This is a genomic window from Nonomuraea sp. NPDC050451, from assembly GCF_044458585.1.
The window spans coordinates 1-16,627 of the sequence record NZ_JBITHZ010000079.1 but is presented as its reverse complement, the minus strand read 5'-3'; the positions used below and the strand labels follow the sequence as shown (position 1 = coordinate 16,627).

At 70.1% G+C, this 16,627-nt stretch carries 14 protein-coding genes and 1 pseudogene; 7 read left to right on the top strand and 8 right to left on the bottom strand.

Annotation, left to right across the window (positions count from 1 at the left end; all coding sequences use genetic code 11):
• Positions 1-42: 42 nt before the first annotated feature.
• Entirely contained in the window at positions 43-849 is an 807-nt protein-coding gene (locus ACIBI9_RS66885) for an SDR family NAD(P)-dependent oxidoreductase (RefSeq protein WP_397239344.1), read from the top strand.
• A complete protein-coding gene (locus ACIBI9_RS66880; protein WP_397239338.1) occupies positions 846-1,397 on the top strand; it encodes a MarR family winged helix-turn-helix transcriptional regulator in 552 nt (183 codons plus the stop codon). The genes ACIBI9_RS66885 and ACIBI9_RS66880 overlap by 4 nt, the downstream gene beginning before the upstream one ends.
• Here the strand turns inward: ACIBI9_RS66880 and ACIBI9_RS66875 are convergent.
• The 3 genes from ACIBI9_RS66875 to ACIBI9_RS66865 all read right to left on the bottom strand — a co-directional run bounded on the left by ACIBI9_RS66875 (position 1,313) and on the right by ACIBI9_RS66865 (position 4,672).
• On the bottom strand, positions 1,313-2,077 hold the full coding sequence (locus tag ACIBI9_RS66875) for an SDR family NAD(P)-dependent oxidoreductase (protein ID WP_397239336.1): 765 nt from the start codon (positions 2,075-2,077) through the stop codon (positions 1,313-1,315). The two genes, ACIBI9_RS66880 and ACIBI9_RS66875, sit on opposite strands and share 85 nt — an antisense overlap.
• A 13-nt stretch (positions 2,078-2,090) precedes the next feature.
• A complete protein-coding gene (locus ACIBI9_RS66870) occupies positions 2,091-3,161 on the bottom strand; it encodes an alanine racemase (protein ID WP_397239334.1) in 1,071 nt (356 codons plus the stop codon).
• 563 nt (positions 3,162-3,724) lie between these two features.
• On the bottom strand, positions 3,725-4,672 hold the full coding sequence (locus ACIBI9_RS66865; protein ID WP_397239332.1) for an endo alpha-1,4 polygalactosaminidase: 948 nt from the start codon (positions 4,670-4,672) through the stop codon (positions 3,725-3,727).
• A 241-nt stretch (positions 4,673-4,913) separates the two neighbouring features.
• Here ACIBI9_RS66865 and ACIBI9_RS66860 point away from each other — a divergent pair, with 241 nt between their 5' ends.
• From ACIBI9_RS66860 to ACIBI9_RS66845, 4 genes are read left to right on the top strand one after another with little or no spacing between them, the layout of a single operon-like run.
• Positions 4,914-6,203 carry an alpha-glucosidase/alpha-galactosidase gene (locus ACIBI9_RS66860; protein WP_397239330.1) on the top strand — a complete coding sequence of 430 codons (1,290 nt, stop codon included), beginning with the start codon at positions 4,914-4,916 and terminating at the stop codon, positions 6,201-6,203.
• Entirely contained in the window at positions 6,200-7,486 is a 1,287-nt protein-coding gene (locus tag ACIBI9_RS66855) for an ABC transporter substrate-binding protein (protein WP_397239328.1), read from the top strand. Before ACIBI9_RS66860 ends, ACIBI9_RS66855 begins: the two co-directional genes overlap by 4 nt.
• Entirely contained in the window at positions 7,483-8,409 is a 927-nt protein-coding gene (locus tag ACIBI9_RS66850; RefSeq protein WP_397239326.1) for a carbohydrate ABC transporter permease, read from the top strand. The genes ACIBI9_RS66855 and ACIBI9_RS66850 overlap by 4 nt, the downstream gene beginning before the upstream one ends.
• Positions 8,406-9,215, top strand: coding sequence for a carbohydrate ABC transporter permease (locus ACIBI9_RS66845; protein WP_397239324.1), 810 nt, complete (start codon positions 8,406-8,408; stop codon positions 9,213-9,215). The genes ACIBI9_RS66850 and ACIBI9_RS66845 overlap by 4 nt, the downstream gene beginning before the upstream one ends.
• Here the strand turns inward: ACIBI9_RS66845 and ACIBI9_RS66840 are convergent.
• The 4 genes and pseudogenes from ACIBI9_RS66840 to ACIBI9_RS66825 form a co-directional block, all read right to left on the bottom strand.
• Positions 9,205-9,468 carry an SMP-30/gluconolactonase/LRE family protein gene (locus ACIBI9_RS66840; RefSeq protein WP_397239342.1) on the bottom strand — a complete coding sequence of 88 codons (264 nt, stop codon included), beginning with the start codon at positions 9,466-9,468 and terminating at the stop codon, positions 9,205-9,207. The two genes, ACIBI9_RS66845 and ACIBI9_RS66840, sit on opposite strands and share 11 nt — an antisense overlap.
• Entirely contained in the window at positions 9,375-9,653 is a 279-nt protein-coding gene (locus ACIBI9_RS66835) for an SMP-30/gluconolactonase/LRE family protein (RefSeq protein ID WP_397239340.1), read from the bottom strand. The genes ACIBI9_RS66840 and ACIBI9_RS66835 overlap by 94 nt, the downstream gene beginning before the upstream one ends.
• A gap of 478 nt (positions 9,654-10,131) precedes the next feature.
• Positions 10,132-10,641: pseudogene (locus tag ACIBI9_RS66830) on the bottom strand (DUF4158 domain-containing protein); the annotation flags it as partial.
• A gap of 163 nt (positions 10,642-10,804) precedes the next feature.
• Positions 10,805-12,019 (bottom strand): MFS transporter, encoded by a 1,215-nt coding sequence (locus ACIBI9_RS66825; RefSeq protein ID WP_397239322.1) that lies wholly within the window; start codon positions 12,017-12,019, stop codon positions 10,805-10,807.
• Between the two features lie 73 nt (positions 12,020-12,092).
• Between ACIBI9_RS66825 and ACIBI9_RS66820 the strand changes: the two genes are divergently transcribed.
• On the top strand, positions 12,093-12,935 hold the full coding sequence (locus ACIBI9_RS66820; RefSeq protein WP_397239320.1) for a LysR family transcriptional regulator: 843 nt from the start codon (positions 12,093-12,095) through the stop codon (positions 12,933-12,935).
• Positions 12,936-13,204: 269 nt separating this feature from the next.
• On the opposite strand, the gene ACIBI9_RS66815 is transcribed toward ACIBI9_RS66820, so the two are convergent.
• A partial coding sequence (locus ACIBI9_RS66815; RefSeq protein ID WP_397239318.1) for a hypothetical protein occupies positions 13,205-16,627 on the bottom strand: 3,423 nt, incomplete at its 5' end.

The window sequence follows — 16,627 nt, the reverse complement described above, 5'->3', positions numbered from 1 at the left end:
GTCCCCCCCTACCCACCCCCCCCCCCCAAGCCGCCCTCGGGACTGGGGCCCGCCCGAATCGGGGCCGCCGCGGGACCCCTCGTGCGGGCGGGGGGCCGCCCCCCCGGCGGGGCCCCCGCGGCGCTGGCCGACATCAACGCCCGCGCCGCGCACCCGGCCACCCTCGTCCAGGCCGACCTGTCGATTCCCGACTCGATCCACGCCGCCGCCGACCAGGTCGCGCGGACGGTCGGCCACCTCGACGTGTTGATCAACAATGCCGCCGTCTTCGACCAGACCGTCAGGAAGCCCGTGTTCACCCCCGAGGGGCACGAGCTGTTCTGGGCCACCGATCATCTGGGGCCGTTCCAGCTCACCGCCAGCCTCAGCCCGCTGCTGGCCGCCGCCGAGCGTCCTCGGGTGATCAACGTCGCGAGCAAGGGGCTGATCGCGATGCCGCGCATCCGGATCCGCTTCGGGCGGCTCGACGACGCGAGCTGGTACAGCCCGACCAGGGCCTACTATCACGCGAAACTCGCCCAGATCATGACCACGTTCACCTTGGCGGACAGGGTGGACGCGGTGTGCGTGCAGGTGCCCGCCGTACGGCTCGATCCGGACCGGGTGGCGGCGCTGCCATGGCTGCTGCGCACCCTGTACGCCCCCAAGAACCGCTTCGCCGTGCCCGCCGAACGCCTCGGTGTCGCTTATGCCCGGCTGGCCACCGGGGGAGAGGTGGCGCCCGGGCTCTATGTGGACGAGGACCTCCGCCCGGTCCGCGCCCCCGCCTTCGCGTACGACGAGGCCGCCCGCGCGCGGCTGTGGGCGGAGTCCCAGGCCGCCACCGGCCACCTTGACTGGGCCTGGTGAGGCCGAGCCGGGCTGGCGATCACCGCTTACGTCTACCTGGCGCCGCCCGCCGGTTCGCCTGCCCATGTGGCGATACGCTGGGTCATCCTGCCCGTCCTGCTCGCCTCGGGCTGCGGATCAACATCGCCGACACGGGGGTGACGCCGGGGCAGTTCGCCCAGCTGCCGGCCCTGTACGAGGAGGACGGGATCACCCAGCAGGAGCTGTGCGAACGCGTGAGGATAGACCAGTCGACGATGGCCCACACGCTCAAACGCATGCAGCGTGACGGGCTGGTCGTCCAGACCGCCGACCCGCAGGACCGGCGGCGCTCCCGCTACCGGCTGACCGAGCGGGCCCGCGAGATCCAGCCCGAGCTCACCCGGGGCGCGCGCTGCGGGGGATCGACCAGGAGGAGTTCGACACGTTCATGCGGACCGCATGATCGCGAACCTGGAGGAAGGCGATCAGGGGCAGCCGCGAGTCACATGATCGCGAGTTGGCCCCCGTCGATGACCAGTTCCGTGCCGTGGATGAAGGCGGCGTCGTCGGAGGCCAGGAAGGCGTAGCCGGCCGCGACCTCCTCCGGTAGCCCCGCCCTGCCGAGGGGGATGTGGTCGCGCTCGTACGACGTGACGAAGTCGCCCGCGAGCCCGGCCGAGATCGAGGCGTTGAGCGGGGTCTGGATGTAGCCGGGGCACAGTGCGTTGACGCGGATGCCGTGCTTGCCCAGCTCGACGGCCATCGTCTTGGTGAGCAGCAGCACACCGCCCTTGGAGGCGTTGTAGTGGGCGTAGTCGGCCTCGCCGCCCAGCCCGTTGGTGGAGGACATGTTGAGGATGACCCCGCCCGTGCCCTGCTCCACCAGGTGACGGGCCACGGCCTGGGCGACCAGGAACATGCCGCGCAGGTTGACCGCGATGATCCTGTCCCAGTGGGCGGGGGTGATCTCCAGGAACGGCTCGCGCCAGGCCGTACCGGCGTTGTTGATCAGGACGTCGAGGCCGCCCAGCGCCGCGATCGCGCCCTCCACCAGCCGGGACACGTCGGCCTCCGCGCTGATGTCGCCCGCGAGCCCGCGTATCTCCCCCAGCATGGACAGCTCCGCCACCGCGCCGTCCACCTCGGCCTGTTCGAGCCCGCCGAGCACCACCCTGGCGCCTTCCTCCAGGAACCTGCGGGCCGTGGCGGCGCCGATGCCGCTGCTCCCCCCGCTGATCAGCACCCGCTTGCCGGCCAGTCCCCGCATGATGTCCCTTTCTTCAGCGGACCGCGCCGCGGGCCGCGACGCGGAGTTCGGTGGTGACCTGCCCGTTCTCGACGCCGTAGGCGAGGTCGAAGAGGTTGACGGCCGAGCAGGCGTGGCTGGGGATGAGCTGCGCCCGCGTGCCGACCGGCAGCTCGTCGTGATGGCCGGGCTCCAGGTGGGCGACCGCGTGCTCCTCGTTGAGGAACTCCATGTGCAGGTACGGCAGGCCCACGGCCCTGATCCAGTCGGGCGTGCCGCTCCCGTCGGAGGTCAGGCACTTGGTGCCCGCGTCGAAGACGACCCGTTCCGGTGTCGGCCTGGCGATGACGGTGGCCAGCACGCGGGCCGCCGCCGTCTGCTCGGTGGCCACGCCCAGGCGGATCATCGCGGTGTCGTTGAAGATGTAGGTGCCGGGCCGGATCTCGGTCACACCGGCCACGCCGGCCGCGTGCCGGGCGGTGGGGGTGGAGCCGACGCTGATCTCGCGCAGCTCGATGCCGTCCCGGGCGCACAGCTCGGCGGTCGCGACCAGGTCGGCGCCCTCGCGGCGGGCGGTCTCGACGAGCTCGGCCGGCGTACGCGCGTGGTAGGCGTGACCGGCCAGCGTGAGCAGCCCCACGACCTCGACGCCGGGGACGGCGGCGATCTCGGCGACCAGGTCGGCGGTGGGGCGGCCCAGCCGGTGCTGACCGGTGTCCACCTCCACCAGCACCTCCACCGGCGGCCCCCCCAACCGGCCGAGCCCGGCGGCCACCTCGGGGGAGTCGAGGCTGACCCGCACCCTGGCGCGCTCGCGCAGCGCGGCCAGGCGGCGCAGCTTGGGCTCGCCCCAGACGGGAAAGGCCAGCAGGATGTCGTCGATCCCGGCGTCGGCCATCACCTCGGCCTCGCCCAGCTTGGCGCAGGTGATGCCGCCGGCCCCGGCATCGAGCTGCATCCGCGCCAGCTCGGGCATCTTGTGCGTCTTGATATGGGGCCGCAGCCTGACGCCGTGCCTGGCGGCCGTCTTGGCCATCTCCATAATGTTGGCCCTGACCGCGTCGAGGTCGATGACGAGCGCCGGGGTGTCGAGTTCGGGGTACATCGGTGGACCGCCCCTTCGGAAGATTTCCCCGAAAATAGCACTGATTCCGAATCGCGCACCAGCGTTCCGAGATGTGGAACCTTGGTCGCTCTTGACAGCGGTCTCGCTTCCTGGTGTTCTGGCACGGATTCGGAACTCCATTCCGCATCACAGAACGAGGAGTAGGCATGAGAGTCGGCGACCCGTGGGGGCGGCGGCCCCGGCCGGAGCCGCCCGGCCTCCGGCTCAACGGGTCGGCAGCACCCCTGGAACGTCACGCCGCCGCCTTCCGCCACGTCGGTGCGCCGCGCGCCGCCGATCCGGGTTGCGCGGGGCGACCGGGCTCCGGCGGGTGGCCGGCCCGCGCGGTCGGCGGCTGCCGGCGGCGCGGTGCGGCGGCCGGTCGATCGTCGGCGCGGTTACGTGCCCCGGCCGCCGACGGGCCAGGCCTCGCGTCGCGAGCCGTTGCTGTGTCACGTGGGCCGGGCCGGGACCTGCGGGCGGTTGCTACGTGGGGCGGGCCCGGACGGGGTCTGCGGGCTGCTGCTACGACGCGCGGCCCGGAATCCGCCGGTAGCCCGTCGTTATCTGCACGGCTTGTACGGCTTGTCGTACAGCGAGTACTCCTCGGGCTTCTTGAGGGAGTTGAACTTCAGCGTCTTCGATTTGGCGCAGAAGCTCGCCGGCGCGGTCTCGTACTCCACATGGAACACAGGCTTGCCCGCCTTGACGAAGACGTTCAGCTCCGAGCACTCGTCGAACTGGAAGCATTCCTCGTTGACCGCGTAGTCGAAGGACGACACCAGCTCCTCGGCCTGGCTGAGGTCGTTCTTCAGGGCCACCGACAGGCCCCGGTCGTGGGCCAGGCCGGCCAGGGCGCGGTTGTAGACGAGCTGGGTGGCGGGGGAGACGGTCCAGCCGGTGACCGACTTGCCCTCCTCGTGGGCGTTGACGACGTCGAACTCGACCCCGTCGAACCCCGCCTGGACGCACTTGTCGACGCGGGCCGCCATCATCTTCAGCAGGAAGTCGCGCTGGCCCTTGTCGTTGTTGATGTTCGCCCAGCGCTCGTTCGGGAACTCGTCGCTGAACGGCTTGCCCAGCAGGGAGTTGCCGTTCTTCTTGTGAAAGTCCACGAACTGCTGGTAGTCGGGCCGGAAGTCCTCGATCGAGCCGGCGTCGATGTAGCAGATCGCCTTGGCCCCGCGGGCGTGGATGGCCTTGACGGCCGCCGTGTTGAGCGTCTTGTTGTCGCCGGCGACCTCCTCGGCGGCGTACAGGTCGATGTCGAAGACGCTCGGCCGCACGCAGGCGCCGCCGCTCTGCGGGACGCCGCAGATGTCGACGTTGACGCCGCCGGTGGCGGCGTAGGTCTTGCTGCCCTGGAGCTGGTACTGCCAGCGGCTGTCCACCGGCGGGCGCCAGATCGCCGCCGACTCCGCCGCCTGGGCGGGGTTCGCGAGGAGTGTCGCGGAGGCCGGTATGAGGGCCGTGGCGACGGCGAACCGGGTTAAGAGGGTCCGGAGGTTCAATGCATCGCTCCTTCCGTAATACGGAATGCTATTCCGTGACAAGGGAAACGCACGGTTAACGAGGTGATCGATCCGATCTTGATGTTGAGAATCCCATAAGAGCAGACACCTCGCCAGCGGTATCCGCCAAACCGCCATTTTCCGAATGATGGAATGCTGGTCTGCATGGTGGATGCGTGGTTATACTCACCCGCACGCAGCGGGCCCATGCCCGCCGTGCTCTATGGAGGGAAACAGCCCCATGGCACGCATCGTGTTCATCGGCGCGGGCAGCGTCGAGTTCACCAAGAACGTCCTCTCCGACATCCTGACCTTCCCCGAGCTGGGGGAGTCCACCCTGGTCCTGCACGACATCGACGCCGAGCGGCTGGCCACGGCCGAGGCCATGGCGAACTGGATGGTCGCCGAGCTGGGCCTGGGCGCCAAGGTGGAGGCGCACCTCGACCGGCGGGCCGCCGTGGACGGCGCCGACTACGTGATCAACGAGATCGCGGTCGGCGGGCACGCGGCCACCCGCGTCGACTTCGAGATCCCCCGCAGCTACGGGCTGCGGCAGACGATCGCCGACACCCTCGGCGTCGGCGGCGTCTTCCGCGCGCTGCGGACGATCCCGGTGATGGTGGCCCTGGGCACGGACCTGGCCGAACTGGCCCCGAACGCGCTGTTGCTCAACTACACCAACCCGATGGCGATGATCCCCCGCGCCGTCTACGAGGGGACCGCCTTCAGGAACGTCGTCGGGCTCTGCCATTCCGTGCGCGACACCCAGGCCCGGCTGGCCTCGCTCGTCGAGGTGCCGGAGGAGGAGGTGTCGTTCGTCACCGCCGGGGCCAACCACCAGGCGTTCGTGCTGAAGTTCGAGCACAAGGGCAGGGACCTGTATCCGGTGCTCGACGAGGTCATCGCCCGCGACCCGGAGCTGCGCCGTACCGTACGGGTGGAGATGTACCGCCGATTCGGTCACTTCCCCACCGAGAGCAGCGAGCACGGCTCGGAGTACCTGCCCTGGTTCCTGCGCCACGACGACCAGGTGGAGCACTTCCGCATCCCCGTCGAGATCTACCTGCAGTGGTCGCAGGAGAACCTCGGCACGTACGAGGAGACCAGGCGGCGGCTGGCCGCCGGCGAGGGCGTCGAGATCGAGCCCGCCGGGGAGCTGGCCTCGGAGGTCATCCACTCCATCGAGACCGGCACCCCCAGGGTCGTGCACGGCAACGTGCGCAACGGCGGCCTGATCTCCAACCTGCCCGACGACGCCTGCGTCGAGGTGCCGTGCCTGGTGGACCGGGCCGGGATGCGCCCCACCCGCGTCGGCGCGCTGCCGCCCCAGCTCGCCGCGCTGAACCGGACGTTCCTCAACGTCGGCGAGCTGACCGTGCGCGCGGCGCTGGAGGGCCGCCGCGATCACGTCTACCACGCCGTCATGCTCGACCCGAACGCCTCGGCCACGCTGACGCTCCAGCAGATCCACGACCTCGTCGACGACATGATCGCCGCCCACGGCGACCTGCTCCCCGAGGGTGTCCGATGAGGCGCGCGCCGGTCGCCGCCGTGCTCCTCGCCCTGGTGGTCACCGGCTGCTCGGGCGGCGGCCAGGAGCAGGCGGCCGGCGGCCCCGTGGAGATCACGATCTGGCACGGCCAGGAGGACACCTCCGCCAAGTCGATCGAGAAGCTGGTCGCGCGGTTCAACCAGAGCCACCCCGACATCAAGGTGAAGACCGAGTCCGGCGGGGCCACCGCCGACGGGATGCTGCCCAAGCTCACCGCCGCGCTCGCCTCCGACGCCTATCCCGACATCGCCTACCTGTACGGCTCCTGGACCCCCAACATCGCCAGGAACCCCAAGACGGCCGACCTCACCGAGGTCGTCAAGGACCCGGCGATCAACTGGCAGGACTTCTGGGCCGGCGAGCGGGAGTCCGTCACCGTCAACGGCAAGGTCATCGCCTTCCCCGCCGTGGTCGACAACATGGTCGTCCTCTACAACAAGAAACTGCTGGCCAAGGCCGGCGCCGAGGCGCCCGGGCCGGACTGGACCTGGGACGACTTCCGGGCCAAGGCCAAGCAGGTCACCAGCGCCAAGGACGGCGTCTTCGGCACGACCTGGCCGATCAGCGGCGGCGAGGAGGCGGTCTGGGGACTGTGGCCGATGCTCTGGCAGGCCGGCGGCGACATCCTCACGCCCGACCACAAGAAGGCCGCCTTCAACTCCGCGGCCGGGCAGCAGGCGCTCGGCAGGCTGCGGGACATGGCCGTGGACGACAAGTCGGTCTATCTCGACTCCAGCCCGGCGGAGAAGGGGCAGAAGCTGTTCGAGTCGGGGCGGCTCGGCATGTTCCTGTCCGGTCCCTGGGTGCTGCCCGACCTGCAGGCGGCCAAGGTGGATTACGGCGTCGTCCAGCTGCCCGGCACCAACGGCAACCACGAGACGATCTCGGGGCCCGACAACTGGGTGGTGTTCGAGCACGACGAGCGCCGGGTCAAGGCCGCGTCCACGTTCCTGGCCTGGCTGACGGCGGCCGAGCAGCAGCTGGAGTGGATGAGCGACACCGGCTCGCTGCCGATCCGCGAGTCGATCACCAAGCTGCCCGGTTATAAGGACTATGTCGCGAAATATCCGGGTATTGAGGTGATCTCGGCGAACCTGGCCAACGCCAAACGGGTCCGCCCGCCGACCACCCGGTACCCCCGGGTGTCCGCCTTCGTGGCCGAGGCCATCGCCCAGGCGCTGCTCGGCAAGAGTGACGCCAAGACCGCCCTGGACCAGGCGGCCGGCAAGGCGGACGCCGCGCTGGCCGTACCGGGATCATGAGCAGCACCGCGCTCAGCGCCGCCCGCGCCGGGCACCGGCAGCCCCGCGACCGGCGCAGGCTCGGCGACAACGTCGCCGGCTGGTCGTTCGCGGGGCCCGCGTCGCTGGTCATCCTCGGGTTCTCGCTCGTGCCCATGGCCTGGGCGCTGGCGTTGTCGTTCACCGACTCCGACCTGATGACGCCGGGCACGAACGTGGGGGTCGCCAACTACCGGGCGCTGCTCGACGATGCCGTGTTCCTCCAGGCGGTGGCCAACACCGGGCTGCTGCTGGTGCTCTACATCCCGGCCTCCCTGATCACCGGGCTGGTCGTGGCCGTGCTGCTGAACAGGAAGGTCCGCGGGATCGGGTTCTACCGGACCTGTTTCCTGGTGCCGTACATCGTCTCGGCCACCGCCACCGGGCTGCTCATGGGCTACATCTTCGACCGCGACTTCGGGTTGATGAACGGCCTGCTCGTCAAGCTCGGGCTGCCGGTGCAGGGGCTGCTGAGCGACCCGTCGCAGGCCATGCTGGTGCTCACGCTGATCTTCTTCTGGACGCGGTTCGGATTCGCGGTGGTCATCTACCTGGCGGCCATCCAGGAGATCAGCAAGGAGGTGCTCGAGGCCGCGGCGATCGACGGAGCGGGGTCGTGGGCCGTCTTCAGGCACGTCATCGTCCCGTCGGTACGGCCGATGACGATCTTCCTGACGGTCTGGGGCATGATCGACGCGCTGCAGTTCTTCGACCTGGTCATGACCACCACCAAGGGCGGCCCGGCCAACGCGACCGTGACCATCGTCTACTACGTCTGGCAGCTCGCCTTCAACTTCAACACCGCCGGGTACGGCGCGGCCGTGGCGTACGTGCTGTTCGCCGGCACCCTGGTGCTGATCGTCACGGGCCTGCTGATCGCCCGGCGGAGGGGAGCCACCGGATGAGACCGCCCAGCAAGCGGCACCTGGTGCTGGTGCCGATGTCGGCGGTGGTCGTGCTGCCGTTCGTGTGGCTGCTGCTCAGCTCCGTCATGACCCAGGCCGAGCTCAACCGGTTCCCGCCGGCGATCTGGCCCGAGGCCGTTGACCTGGGCGGCTACCGCACGGTCGTCGAGCGCTCGAACTTCCCGCGCTGGTTCCTCAACAGCGTGATCGTCTCGGGCGCCATCGTGGCGGCCCAGCTCGTGCTGTGCAGCATGGCCGGGTACGCCTTCGCCAGGATCAGGTTCGCCGGCTCCAGGACGGTGCTGATCCTGGTCATCGCCACCGCGCTGATCCCGTTCCAGCTGACGGTCATCCCGACATTCCTGATCTTCAGCGAGGCCGGGCTGACCGACACGCTCGGCGCGCTGATCGTGCCGTCGCTGGCCTCCGCCGTGGGCATCTACCTGATGACCTCGTTCTTCCAGTCGTTCCCCAAAGAGCTGGAGGAGGCCGCGCGGATCGACGGCTGCTCGCGCTTCGGCGTGTTCTTCCGGGTCGTGCTGCCGGTGGCCAGGCCGGCGATGGCGGCGCTGGCCGTGATCACGTTCATCACGGCCTGGAACGACCTGTTCTGGCCGCTGGTGGCGATCAACTCCGAGGCCAACTACACGGTCCAGGCGGGGCTGACCACCTTCCAGGGCCAGCACCGGGCCGACTGGCCGGCGATCATGGCGGGCACGGTGCTGACCACGCTGCCGGTGCTGGCCGTGTTCCTGTTCGGTCAGCGCCGTTTCGTCCAGGCGCTGACCGGCGCGGTCAAGGGCTGAGGTCGCGGTACGGGTTGGCGGGGAGCCCGGTGAAGGCGGTGCGGCACCGCCGCAGCTCCCCGCCCGTCCTGCCGTCCCACGCGGTGGTCACGAAGAGCACGTCGAGGTCGGGCCCGCCGAAGGCGCAACTCGTCACATCGGTGGCCGGCACCTCCACGGTCAGGTCGTGACCGCCGCCGGGCCGCAGCCGCGCTCGTCGGGGCTCCAGCCGATGCCGTTGGAGATCGTCACCCCGTCGAGGAGGCGTTCCCACCCGCGATCGGGGTCCATCCGGTACAGGTTGCCCGCCCGCGGGGTGTCGTCCTCGGCCTTCGTCCCGGCGAAGAACCGCCCGGCGCGGTCGCACGCGCCGTCGTTCATCCGGTCGCCCGGCCGCTCGTCGGCGGTCACCGCCGCCACCACCTCGAGCTTTCCGCCGTTCACGGCCTCGGGGAACATCGGTACAGCGGTTAACGCCAAGCCGGTGATCATGGTCCGTCTGCGGCGGCACCACGTACGCGTCCCGGTCCACCGCACCCTGCGGCAGGTCGGGGTTGGCGTAGACCGCCAGTTGCGGCAGCGTGGACAGCCGTTCCTTCTCCGTCTTGCGCTTCGCGGTGTTCAACAGCCGAGCGGCCATGAGGACCTGGAACAGGTCCAGGGCCTCGTCGATCGCCTTCGCCTCCAGGTGGCGCATCCCCGCGGTGAGCATCGCCGTGCGCTTGGGCTCCGCCGCCCGCTCCAGCGCGCGGGCGAACGCCGTCCCGGTCGTCCACGTCGGCGGGCGGCGCAGCCGCTCCAGCTCCGAGAACCGCGAGCCCTCCGGCGTTTCAGCGTCGCCACCAGATCGCCCGGCAGCGCGAGGTCCACACGGCGGGCGGACCCCGCGACCGTGGCGTGCAGCCGCTTCTCCGCCGACCGCGCGGGCCTCCGACACCTGCCGGGCCAGCACCGACACCCCCGGCAGCAGCACCCGGTGACGGCGTAGCCAGCCCACCGCCTGGTTGAACAGCGCCACCGGCCCCTCGGCGTGCGTCCACGCCCGCCCGTGCAGGAACGTGCGGAACCGCCGCGACCACTCCGCATCCTCGTACTCGTGGTACTCGTAGGCGTCCCGGATCTCCCACGCGTGCTCGTACGCCGTCGGCTTACGCTCGGTGTACCGCTTCACGCACGAGACGTGCTCGACGCCGAGCTGCACGGCCAGATGCTCGACCACGACCCACGGCACGTCCAGCGGGTCATCTGGGAGGAACCGGCCGATGTAGCGCACGGTGCACATCTGGAGAGCGAACTCAAGCCGACCGTGGTCCCCGCGCCGCTTCGCGATCAGCTTGCGGTCCTCGTCGTCCAGGAAGAAGAACCGCTCCAGCTCAGGCCGGGTCGGCTCCTCGTTGAACTTGCCATACGAAGCCGCTTGATCGTCGGTCAGGAACTCCACTGGCATGAGCACGAAGCTATCGGCGTCCGATGCTGATCACGGATCTTCCGCCGAACCTCGCCGCTGCGCCTATCGCCTGTGCTGAAGGTTGTCCCGTGAGGGCCATGCTGTGGAGGCGTGCAACGCCGAGCATGGCCTGAGAAGGCTCAGCCACTGGACGGCAGGCAGATCATCGCGCGTCCGAGGCCCCGATGAAGCTGGGATCGCTGCGCACCGACCGCGTTCGGATGGGTGAGCGCCGGGACAGCAGCCATCCCATCAGCGCGGCGGCGAGGCCGGCCAGGCCGGCCGCCGCGAAGCCGCCTGCCGGTCCGGACGTGTCGATCGCCCCGCCGACGATCGGGACGCCGAGGGCGAAGCCCGCGGCCAGCGCCGAGGACTGCAAGCCTGTCGCCTCACCGCGCACACTCGCGGGTGCGAGCCGGCTCACGGCGTCGGACAACGCGGAAAGAGTCGGTGCGGCAAGCAGCCCCGCGCCGCAGCCTGCCACACACAACCAGCGCCAGTCGTGGGCCAGTCCGGCGGGAATGGTCACCAGCCCGAGCAGGCCGAGCAGCAGCCAGGTGGGCAGCGGTCGCGGGAGCGCGCCGTACAGAAGCCCGCCGGCGATGGAGGCCGCGCCGTACACGGCCACCACGACGGCGGCCCAGGAGACCTGGCCGGCTTCCTTGAGAGTGGCCACGATGGCCAGGTCGGTACCGTTGAGCACGATCGTGGCGCCGAACGCCATCACCAGCACCGCGATCATTCTCGGGCCCAGCCACTCCCTGCGACGGGGGCGGTCGGCTGGGTCGGCCGGCGCCTCGTCCTCGGCCCGCAGCGGGGGGTTGAGCAGGGCGATCCCCGCTCCGCCCGCCACGATCGCAGCGCCGACGCCCCAGGCCACCACGCCGGAGGACAGTTGTGCCGCGCAGAGGATCACGATCGGCGGGCCCACTATGTAGGACAGCTCGCCCTGTACCGCTTCCAGCGCGAAGGCGGCCCGGCGCTGTCCCGCCTTCGTCATCGCGGCGATCGCCTGCCTGGTCACCGTCGGGGCCGGCACCATCAGCAGACCTGCTACGAAGGCGGCGGCCAGCAGCGTCGGGTACGGCAGTACCGCGACGCTCAGCCAACACGCGACCTGAACCACGACGGTGATCAGCAGCACGATACGCGCACCCCGCCGGTCGATCATGCGGCCCAGCAGCGGACCGCCCAGCGCCAGACCGGTGGTCATGGCCGCCGCGGCTCCTCCCGCTGCCGCGTAGCTCATGTGCAGGCCCAGAACGACGTACATGGTCAGCGCCATCCCGGAGGCCGTGATCGCGGTGCGGGCGAGCAGCGAGACGCCCAGCAGCGATGCCATCCCGGGCACGGCGAGCACCTGTCGGTATCGAGTCACCCGCGTGACGCTAGCTCCAATCATCTGGCGATAGGAAGTGGCCATATGATTGGAGTCGATATAATGGATTCTTATGGCCAGGGATCTAGAGATCGTACTGCTGCGGTCGTTCGTCACCGCTGTGCGGGCGGGCAGCATCAGCCGCGCCGCAAGCGCGCTGGGGCAGAGCCAGCCCGCGCTCAGCCAGCAGTTGCGCAAGCTTGAGAACACCGTCGGTAGCCCCCTGCTCCTCCGGTCCACGACCGGCGTCTCGCCGACCCGCGCGGGTGACGAACTCCTGCCATACGCGGAGCGCATCCTCTCGCTCTCCGCGCAGGCACTCACCGAAGCCGGCCGCGCCCTGACCGGCCACTGCGGCGTCGGGTTGCTCGAAGACCTCGCCGCGTCCCAGCTTCCGCAGGCCCTCGCCGACCTCGCCCGGCTGCATCCAGGCGCGACGCTTGAGGTGCTCAGCCTCTCCGGCGACGCGAGGCGCGAGGCGTACGACGCGGGACGCGTCCACCTCGTGCTCGACGAGGCGGCGGACGTTCCCGGCCGGCCGCGCTGGACGGTGCGCCGACCGCTGGTCTGGGCGGTCGGCCAGGGTGTGGACTTGGCTGCCGATCCGCTACCCGTGGTGCTGTTCTCGGGCCCGTGCACATGGCGTGCGTCGGTGCTGGAAGGGCTGGAAGGTGCCGACCGCCGCTGGCGGGTGGCGTTCGAGAGCAACAGTCTCGTCGGTGTGCTCGCCGCGGTGCGGGCCGGGCTCGGCGTTACGGCGGTGCTGCCCGGGAATCTCGAACCGGCCATGGCGTGCCACGACGCGGACGCCCTGCCCAGCCTGCCGGACATCGAACTCGGCCTGGCCAGGCACCCGCGGACCGAAGGCGATCCGCTGGTCGATGCCGTGGAGACCGCGCTACGACGCATGGTCTGAGCGGCGCCGCCCTCTGCCCGTCGAGTGCCGTTCGAATCTGACCAATCCACTGAGCCATTCCGCGCAAGAGTTGATTACTGGCGGTTGTCATGTGGTGCGGGCGTGGTCAAAGTGCAAGATGGCCAGTGCTGCGGCGACGATCTTCCCTATCTGCCATGGGCCGAGGCTGACGTTGCGTAGAGCTGGACGCCTGTTCGAGGAACGGACAAGGCCGTGAGGATCGCCGGCGGTGGCCGGGCTCGCAGGCGCAGGTGCCTCGCGAGGTGTCGTCAGTGGCAGGTCACCTGATAGGCCAGTTCGGGGATGTGTCGTTGCCATTCGGCAGGGGACAGGCCGCCGTCCCGGCGGCAGATCACGGCGGTGGCGGCGCCGGGATCGACGGTGATCTCGCGTAAGGACCCATCGGCGGATGAAATCAGCAGAGCCGTCCGGTTGAATGCCACGGCCGGGACGGACGGGGTGTTGAAGCTGATCGGTGCGGCGATTCGCTGATATCCCCGCCAGTCCCATAGCTGAATGCCGAACTCGCCTTCGCTGGCGACGGTGGCGAGCAGTCCGGCCTGCGGGTAAGGGACAAGAGCGTTGATCGATGCGGTGTGCGCGGTCTGCGGCGGGCCCTGGGGCCTGCGTAACTCCCTGTCCCAGAACGTCAAACGCCCATCCATGTCGCCGATCGCGGCCATGTTCTCGATGAAGAGAATCTCTCCCTCAGCGCGGGCGTCGGATGAGTGCTGGCGTATCTCTCCGGTGGCCGTATCGACCAGGATTCGCCCCTTGCTGGATCCGTCCACGAACAACCGGCGCCCGTCCGGCTCGAAGGTCGGAGGCCCTGCTCCCGCTTCGGAGACGGTCCGGATCCATCTTCGAGCTCTCACGTCCCACAGCTCCAGGTCGTCGAAATCCAGGTCGTCGACCACCTCTCCGTCATCTGGGTTCGCGCTGGAGGGGACGACCGCGACGGTTCTGCCGTCGGGGGAGAAGGCCAAGGACAAGACGCCGACGGCTCCCGGCCTCCGGACGCGCAATACGCCGATGCTGCGGCCGTTCGTGGCGTCCCACAAGGTCACCACGGGGGACGCGGGGTGAGTGAGCGCCAGCGTGCGCCCATCGGGGCTGAACACCGGGGCGTACGCCGTCTCCGTAGGGCCGTCCTCAGGGAGATCGTCGACGGGTAGCGGGTCGCTCACGGGTTTCCGCGCGGCGACATCCCAAAGGCGCACCTCCGGCTTGCCTTTTCGGTGATTCGTCGTCACCAGGAGGCGGCCGTCGAGGCTGAGCAGCCGCTTGTCGCCGCCCGGAGCGAGCATCTCGGGGTGGGTGTAGGGGGAGATGTCCAGGACGTTCACCGTGCCGAACTTGCCGATCACCCGGAGAAGGCGGGCATCCGGCGAGATACGGGGAGCGGCTCCCACAGCGTCAGGGGGAAGCGGGGCTCTCATCAGCAGTGTGCCGTCGTCCGTCCGCCACAGGGTCACCCGCCCCTCAGCCTGCGTCCCCACCAGAAACCGGCCGTCGGGGCTGAACTCCACACGCTCGGAAGCCGGAAGCAGTGGGCGTGTGCCCTCCTTGCCCGAGGAGATGTCGAACAGCCGGATACCGTCGTTGGTGGAGACGGCCAGATGTTTGCCATCTGGACTGAACACGCCTTCCGTGGCGGTTCCTGGTAGCCAGCGGGCCCGGAGCGGCTTGCGATTCTCGAGGTCCCAGAGCTCCACTTGCCGCCCCGGGCTCGTCCCGTTGCCGGGAGACAGCGGGGTGGTCGTCAATTCATCGGCTTCCGCCGGGATGACCAGGGCCAGCCGGCCGTCCGGGCTGATGGCGCTGACCGGCTCGTCGAGCACGCGTGTCCGGTTCGCGATGCTCCAGGCCTCGTTCCTGCCGTCGTAGATCCCGATGAGAAAGCGGCCGTCCGGGCTGAACTCCTCAGGGTCGAGGTGGGGGAATGCCACGCCGAGGTGAGTCAGGCCTCCGGCGCCGACGGTCCACAGCTGTGCGTTGGTCCCGTCGTCCACCGCCACCGTGCGGCCGTCAGGACTCCACATCAGCTGCGAGACGTCCTGGCCCGTCCATCGGGCGCTCGCGATCTCCTTCTTCGTGGCCAGGTCGAGCACGCGCAGGGCGCCCGGTTCGGTTGCTGTACCGGGTGTGAAGACGGCCAGCCTGGTGCCGTCCACGCTGAGCCCATGCACCAAATCTGTGGTTTTGTACGGGGTGGTGACGACGTCCACCAAGGGCATCGCCATCGAGTCGATCAGCTCGCTCCTGGCCTCGGGGACCGGGGCGATCCGCCAGGCCGCGGCGCTCAGGCGGCGGGCCAGCTTCGGGTCGCTCAGTCGCAGGGCGGCGGCGCGCCGGGCGGTCAGCCGGGCGGTCGCCTCCTGCAGCCGGTCGTCGGCCAGGCCCGCCTGCCGGGTGGCGACGGCCGCCGCGATCACGGAGGCGATCAGCGAGACCACCATGACGACCGAGACGGCGACCCGGACCCGTGAGGTGCGCCGGGCCAGTGCCGCGCTCGCCTGCACGAAGTCCCGTTCCAGGGGCGTGAGATCGTCCCGGTCACCCGGCTCGAGCAACAGCTTGCCGACGACGGCCAGGCGGGTGCCCCGGTAGAGAAGCCCGGCATCGCGGCCCTGCGCCTGCCAGGCTGTGGCCGCGTCGGTCAACTGCCGATGGGCGCGCAGCCGGTCGCGTCCTTCGTCCACCCATCCACGCAGTCGCGGCCACGACTCGATCAAGGCCTCGTGCGCGAGCTGCACGGTGTCCTGGTGCAGCGTGAGCAGCCTGGCCCCGGCCAACTGCTCGAGGACCAGCCCGGTGTCCGCCTCCCCGAACGGGTCCAGCTCCGCCCGGGCAGCGGGACGACGGGTGTCCTGGGCCTGCTCACCCGGCTGGATCAACCTCAGCAGGACCCGCCGGGCGATCCTCGCCTGCGCCGGCGACAGGCCGGTATAGAGCTCCTCCGCGCTGTGGCTGATCGCCCCATGGACTCTGCCCACGCTCTCGTAGGCGTCCAGGGTCAGCATCTTCCCCGTACGGCGGCGCCAGACCTCCCGCAGCGCGTGCGACATCAGCGGCAGCGCCCCCGGCTCGTCGGCGACATCGGCGACGATCGCCGCTGTCAGCGCCCGCTCCACCGTCAGGCCCTCGGCGATGGCCGGCCGGACGATCGCTTCCCTGAGCTCGTCGGGGTGCATCGGCCCCACCAGCAGATTGGCCTCGCGCAGCGCTGCGGTGAGCTCGCGGTGCTCGGCGCAGCGCCCGTAGAAGTCGGCGCGCACCGCGATCACCACCCGCATCCGGCTCTGCGCCTCCCGCGCGCTGAGCAGCAGGTCGATGAACCGCCCGCGCTCGCCCGCGTCCTGGCAGAGCGTGAACACCTCCTCGAACTGGTCAACCACGATCAGCGCGTCGGAGTCGTCCTCGCCCGGGAGGAGCCGGTCGGCGTGCCGCATCGGATGCTCGCCCGGTGTGAATATCAGGCTCTGCCCGAAAGATTCGCCCGAGGGCGCCGTCTCCCGGCGTGCGGCGGGTACGAGCCCGGCGCGCAACAGGGACGACTTGCCGCTGCCCGAAGGGCCGAACACCGCGGCGAACCGATGCCGTCGAAGCAGCTCGTGCAATTCCTCGACGAGCCGATCCCGTCCGAAGAAACGACCGGAATCGTGCGTGTCGTACGACGCCAGGCCCAGGTA

Excerpts from the sequence above, each read along its gene's own strand:
- ACIBI9_RS66820 (WP_397239320.1), top strand. The coding sequence starts at position 12,093 with ATGGCCAGGGATCTAGAGATCGTACTGCTGCGGTCGTTCGTCACCGCT.
- ACIBI9_RS66835 (WP_397239340.1), bottom strand. The coding sequence starts at position 9,653 with ATGTTCCCCGAGGCCGTGAACGGCGGAAAGCTCGAGGTGGTGGCGGCG.
- ACIBI9_RS66875 (WP_397239336.1), bottom strand. The coding sequence starts at position 2,077 with ATGCGGGGACTGGCCGGCAAGCGGGTGCTGATCAGCGGGGGGAGCAGC.
- ACIBI9_RS66855 (WP_397239328.1), top strand. The coding sequence starts at position 6,200 with ATGAGGCGCGCGCCGGTCGCCGCCGTGCTCCTCGCCCTGGTGGTCACC.
- ACIBI9_RS66845 (WP_397239324.1), top strand. The coding sequence starts at position 8,406 with ATGAGACCGCCCAGCAAGCGGCACCTGGTGCTGGTGCCGATGTCGGCG.
- ACIBI9_RS66850 (WP_397239326.1), top strand. The coding sequence starts at position 7,483 with ATGAGCAGCACCGCGCTCAGCGCCGCCCGCGCCGGGCACCGGCAGCCC.
- ACIBI9_RS66870 (WP_397239334.1), bottom strand. The coding sequence starts at position 3,161 with ATGTACCCCGAACTCGACACCCCGGCGCTCGTCATCGACCTCGACGCG.
- ACIBI9_RS66860 (WP_397239330.1), top strand. The coding sequence starts at position 4,914 with ATGGCACGCATCGTGTTCATCGGCGCGGGCAGCGTCGAGTTCACCAAG.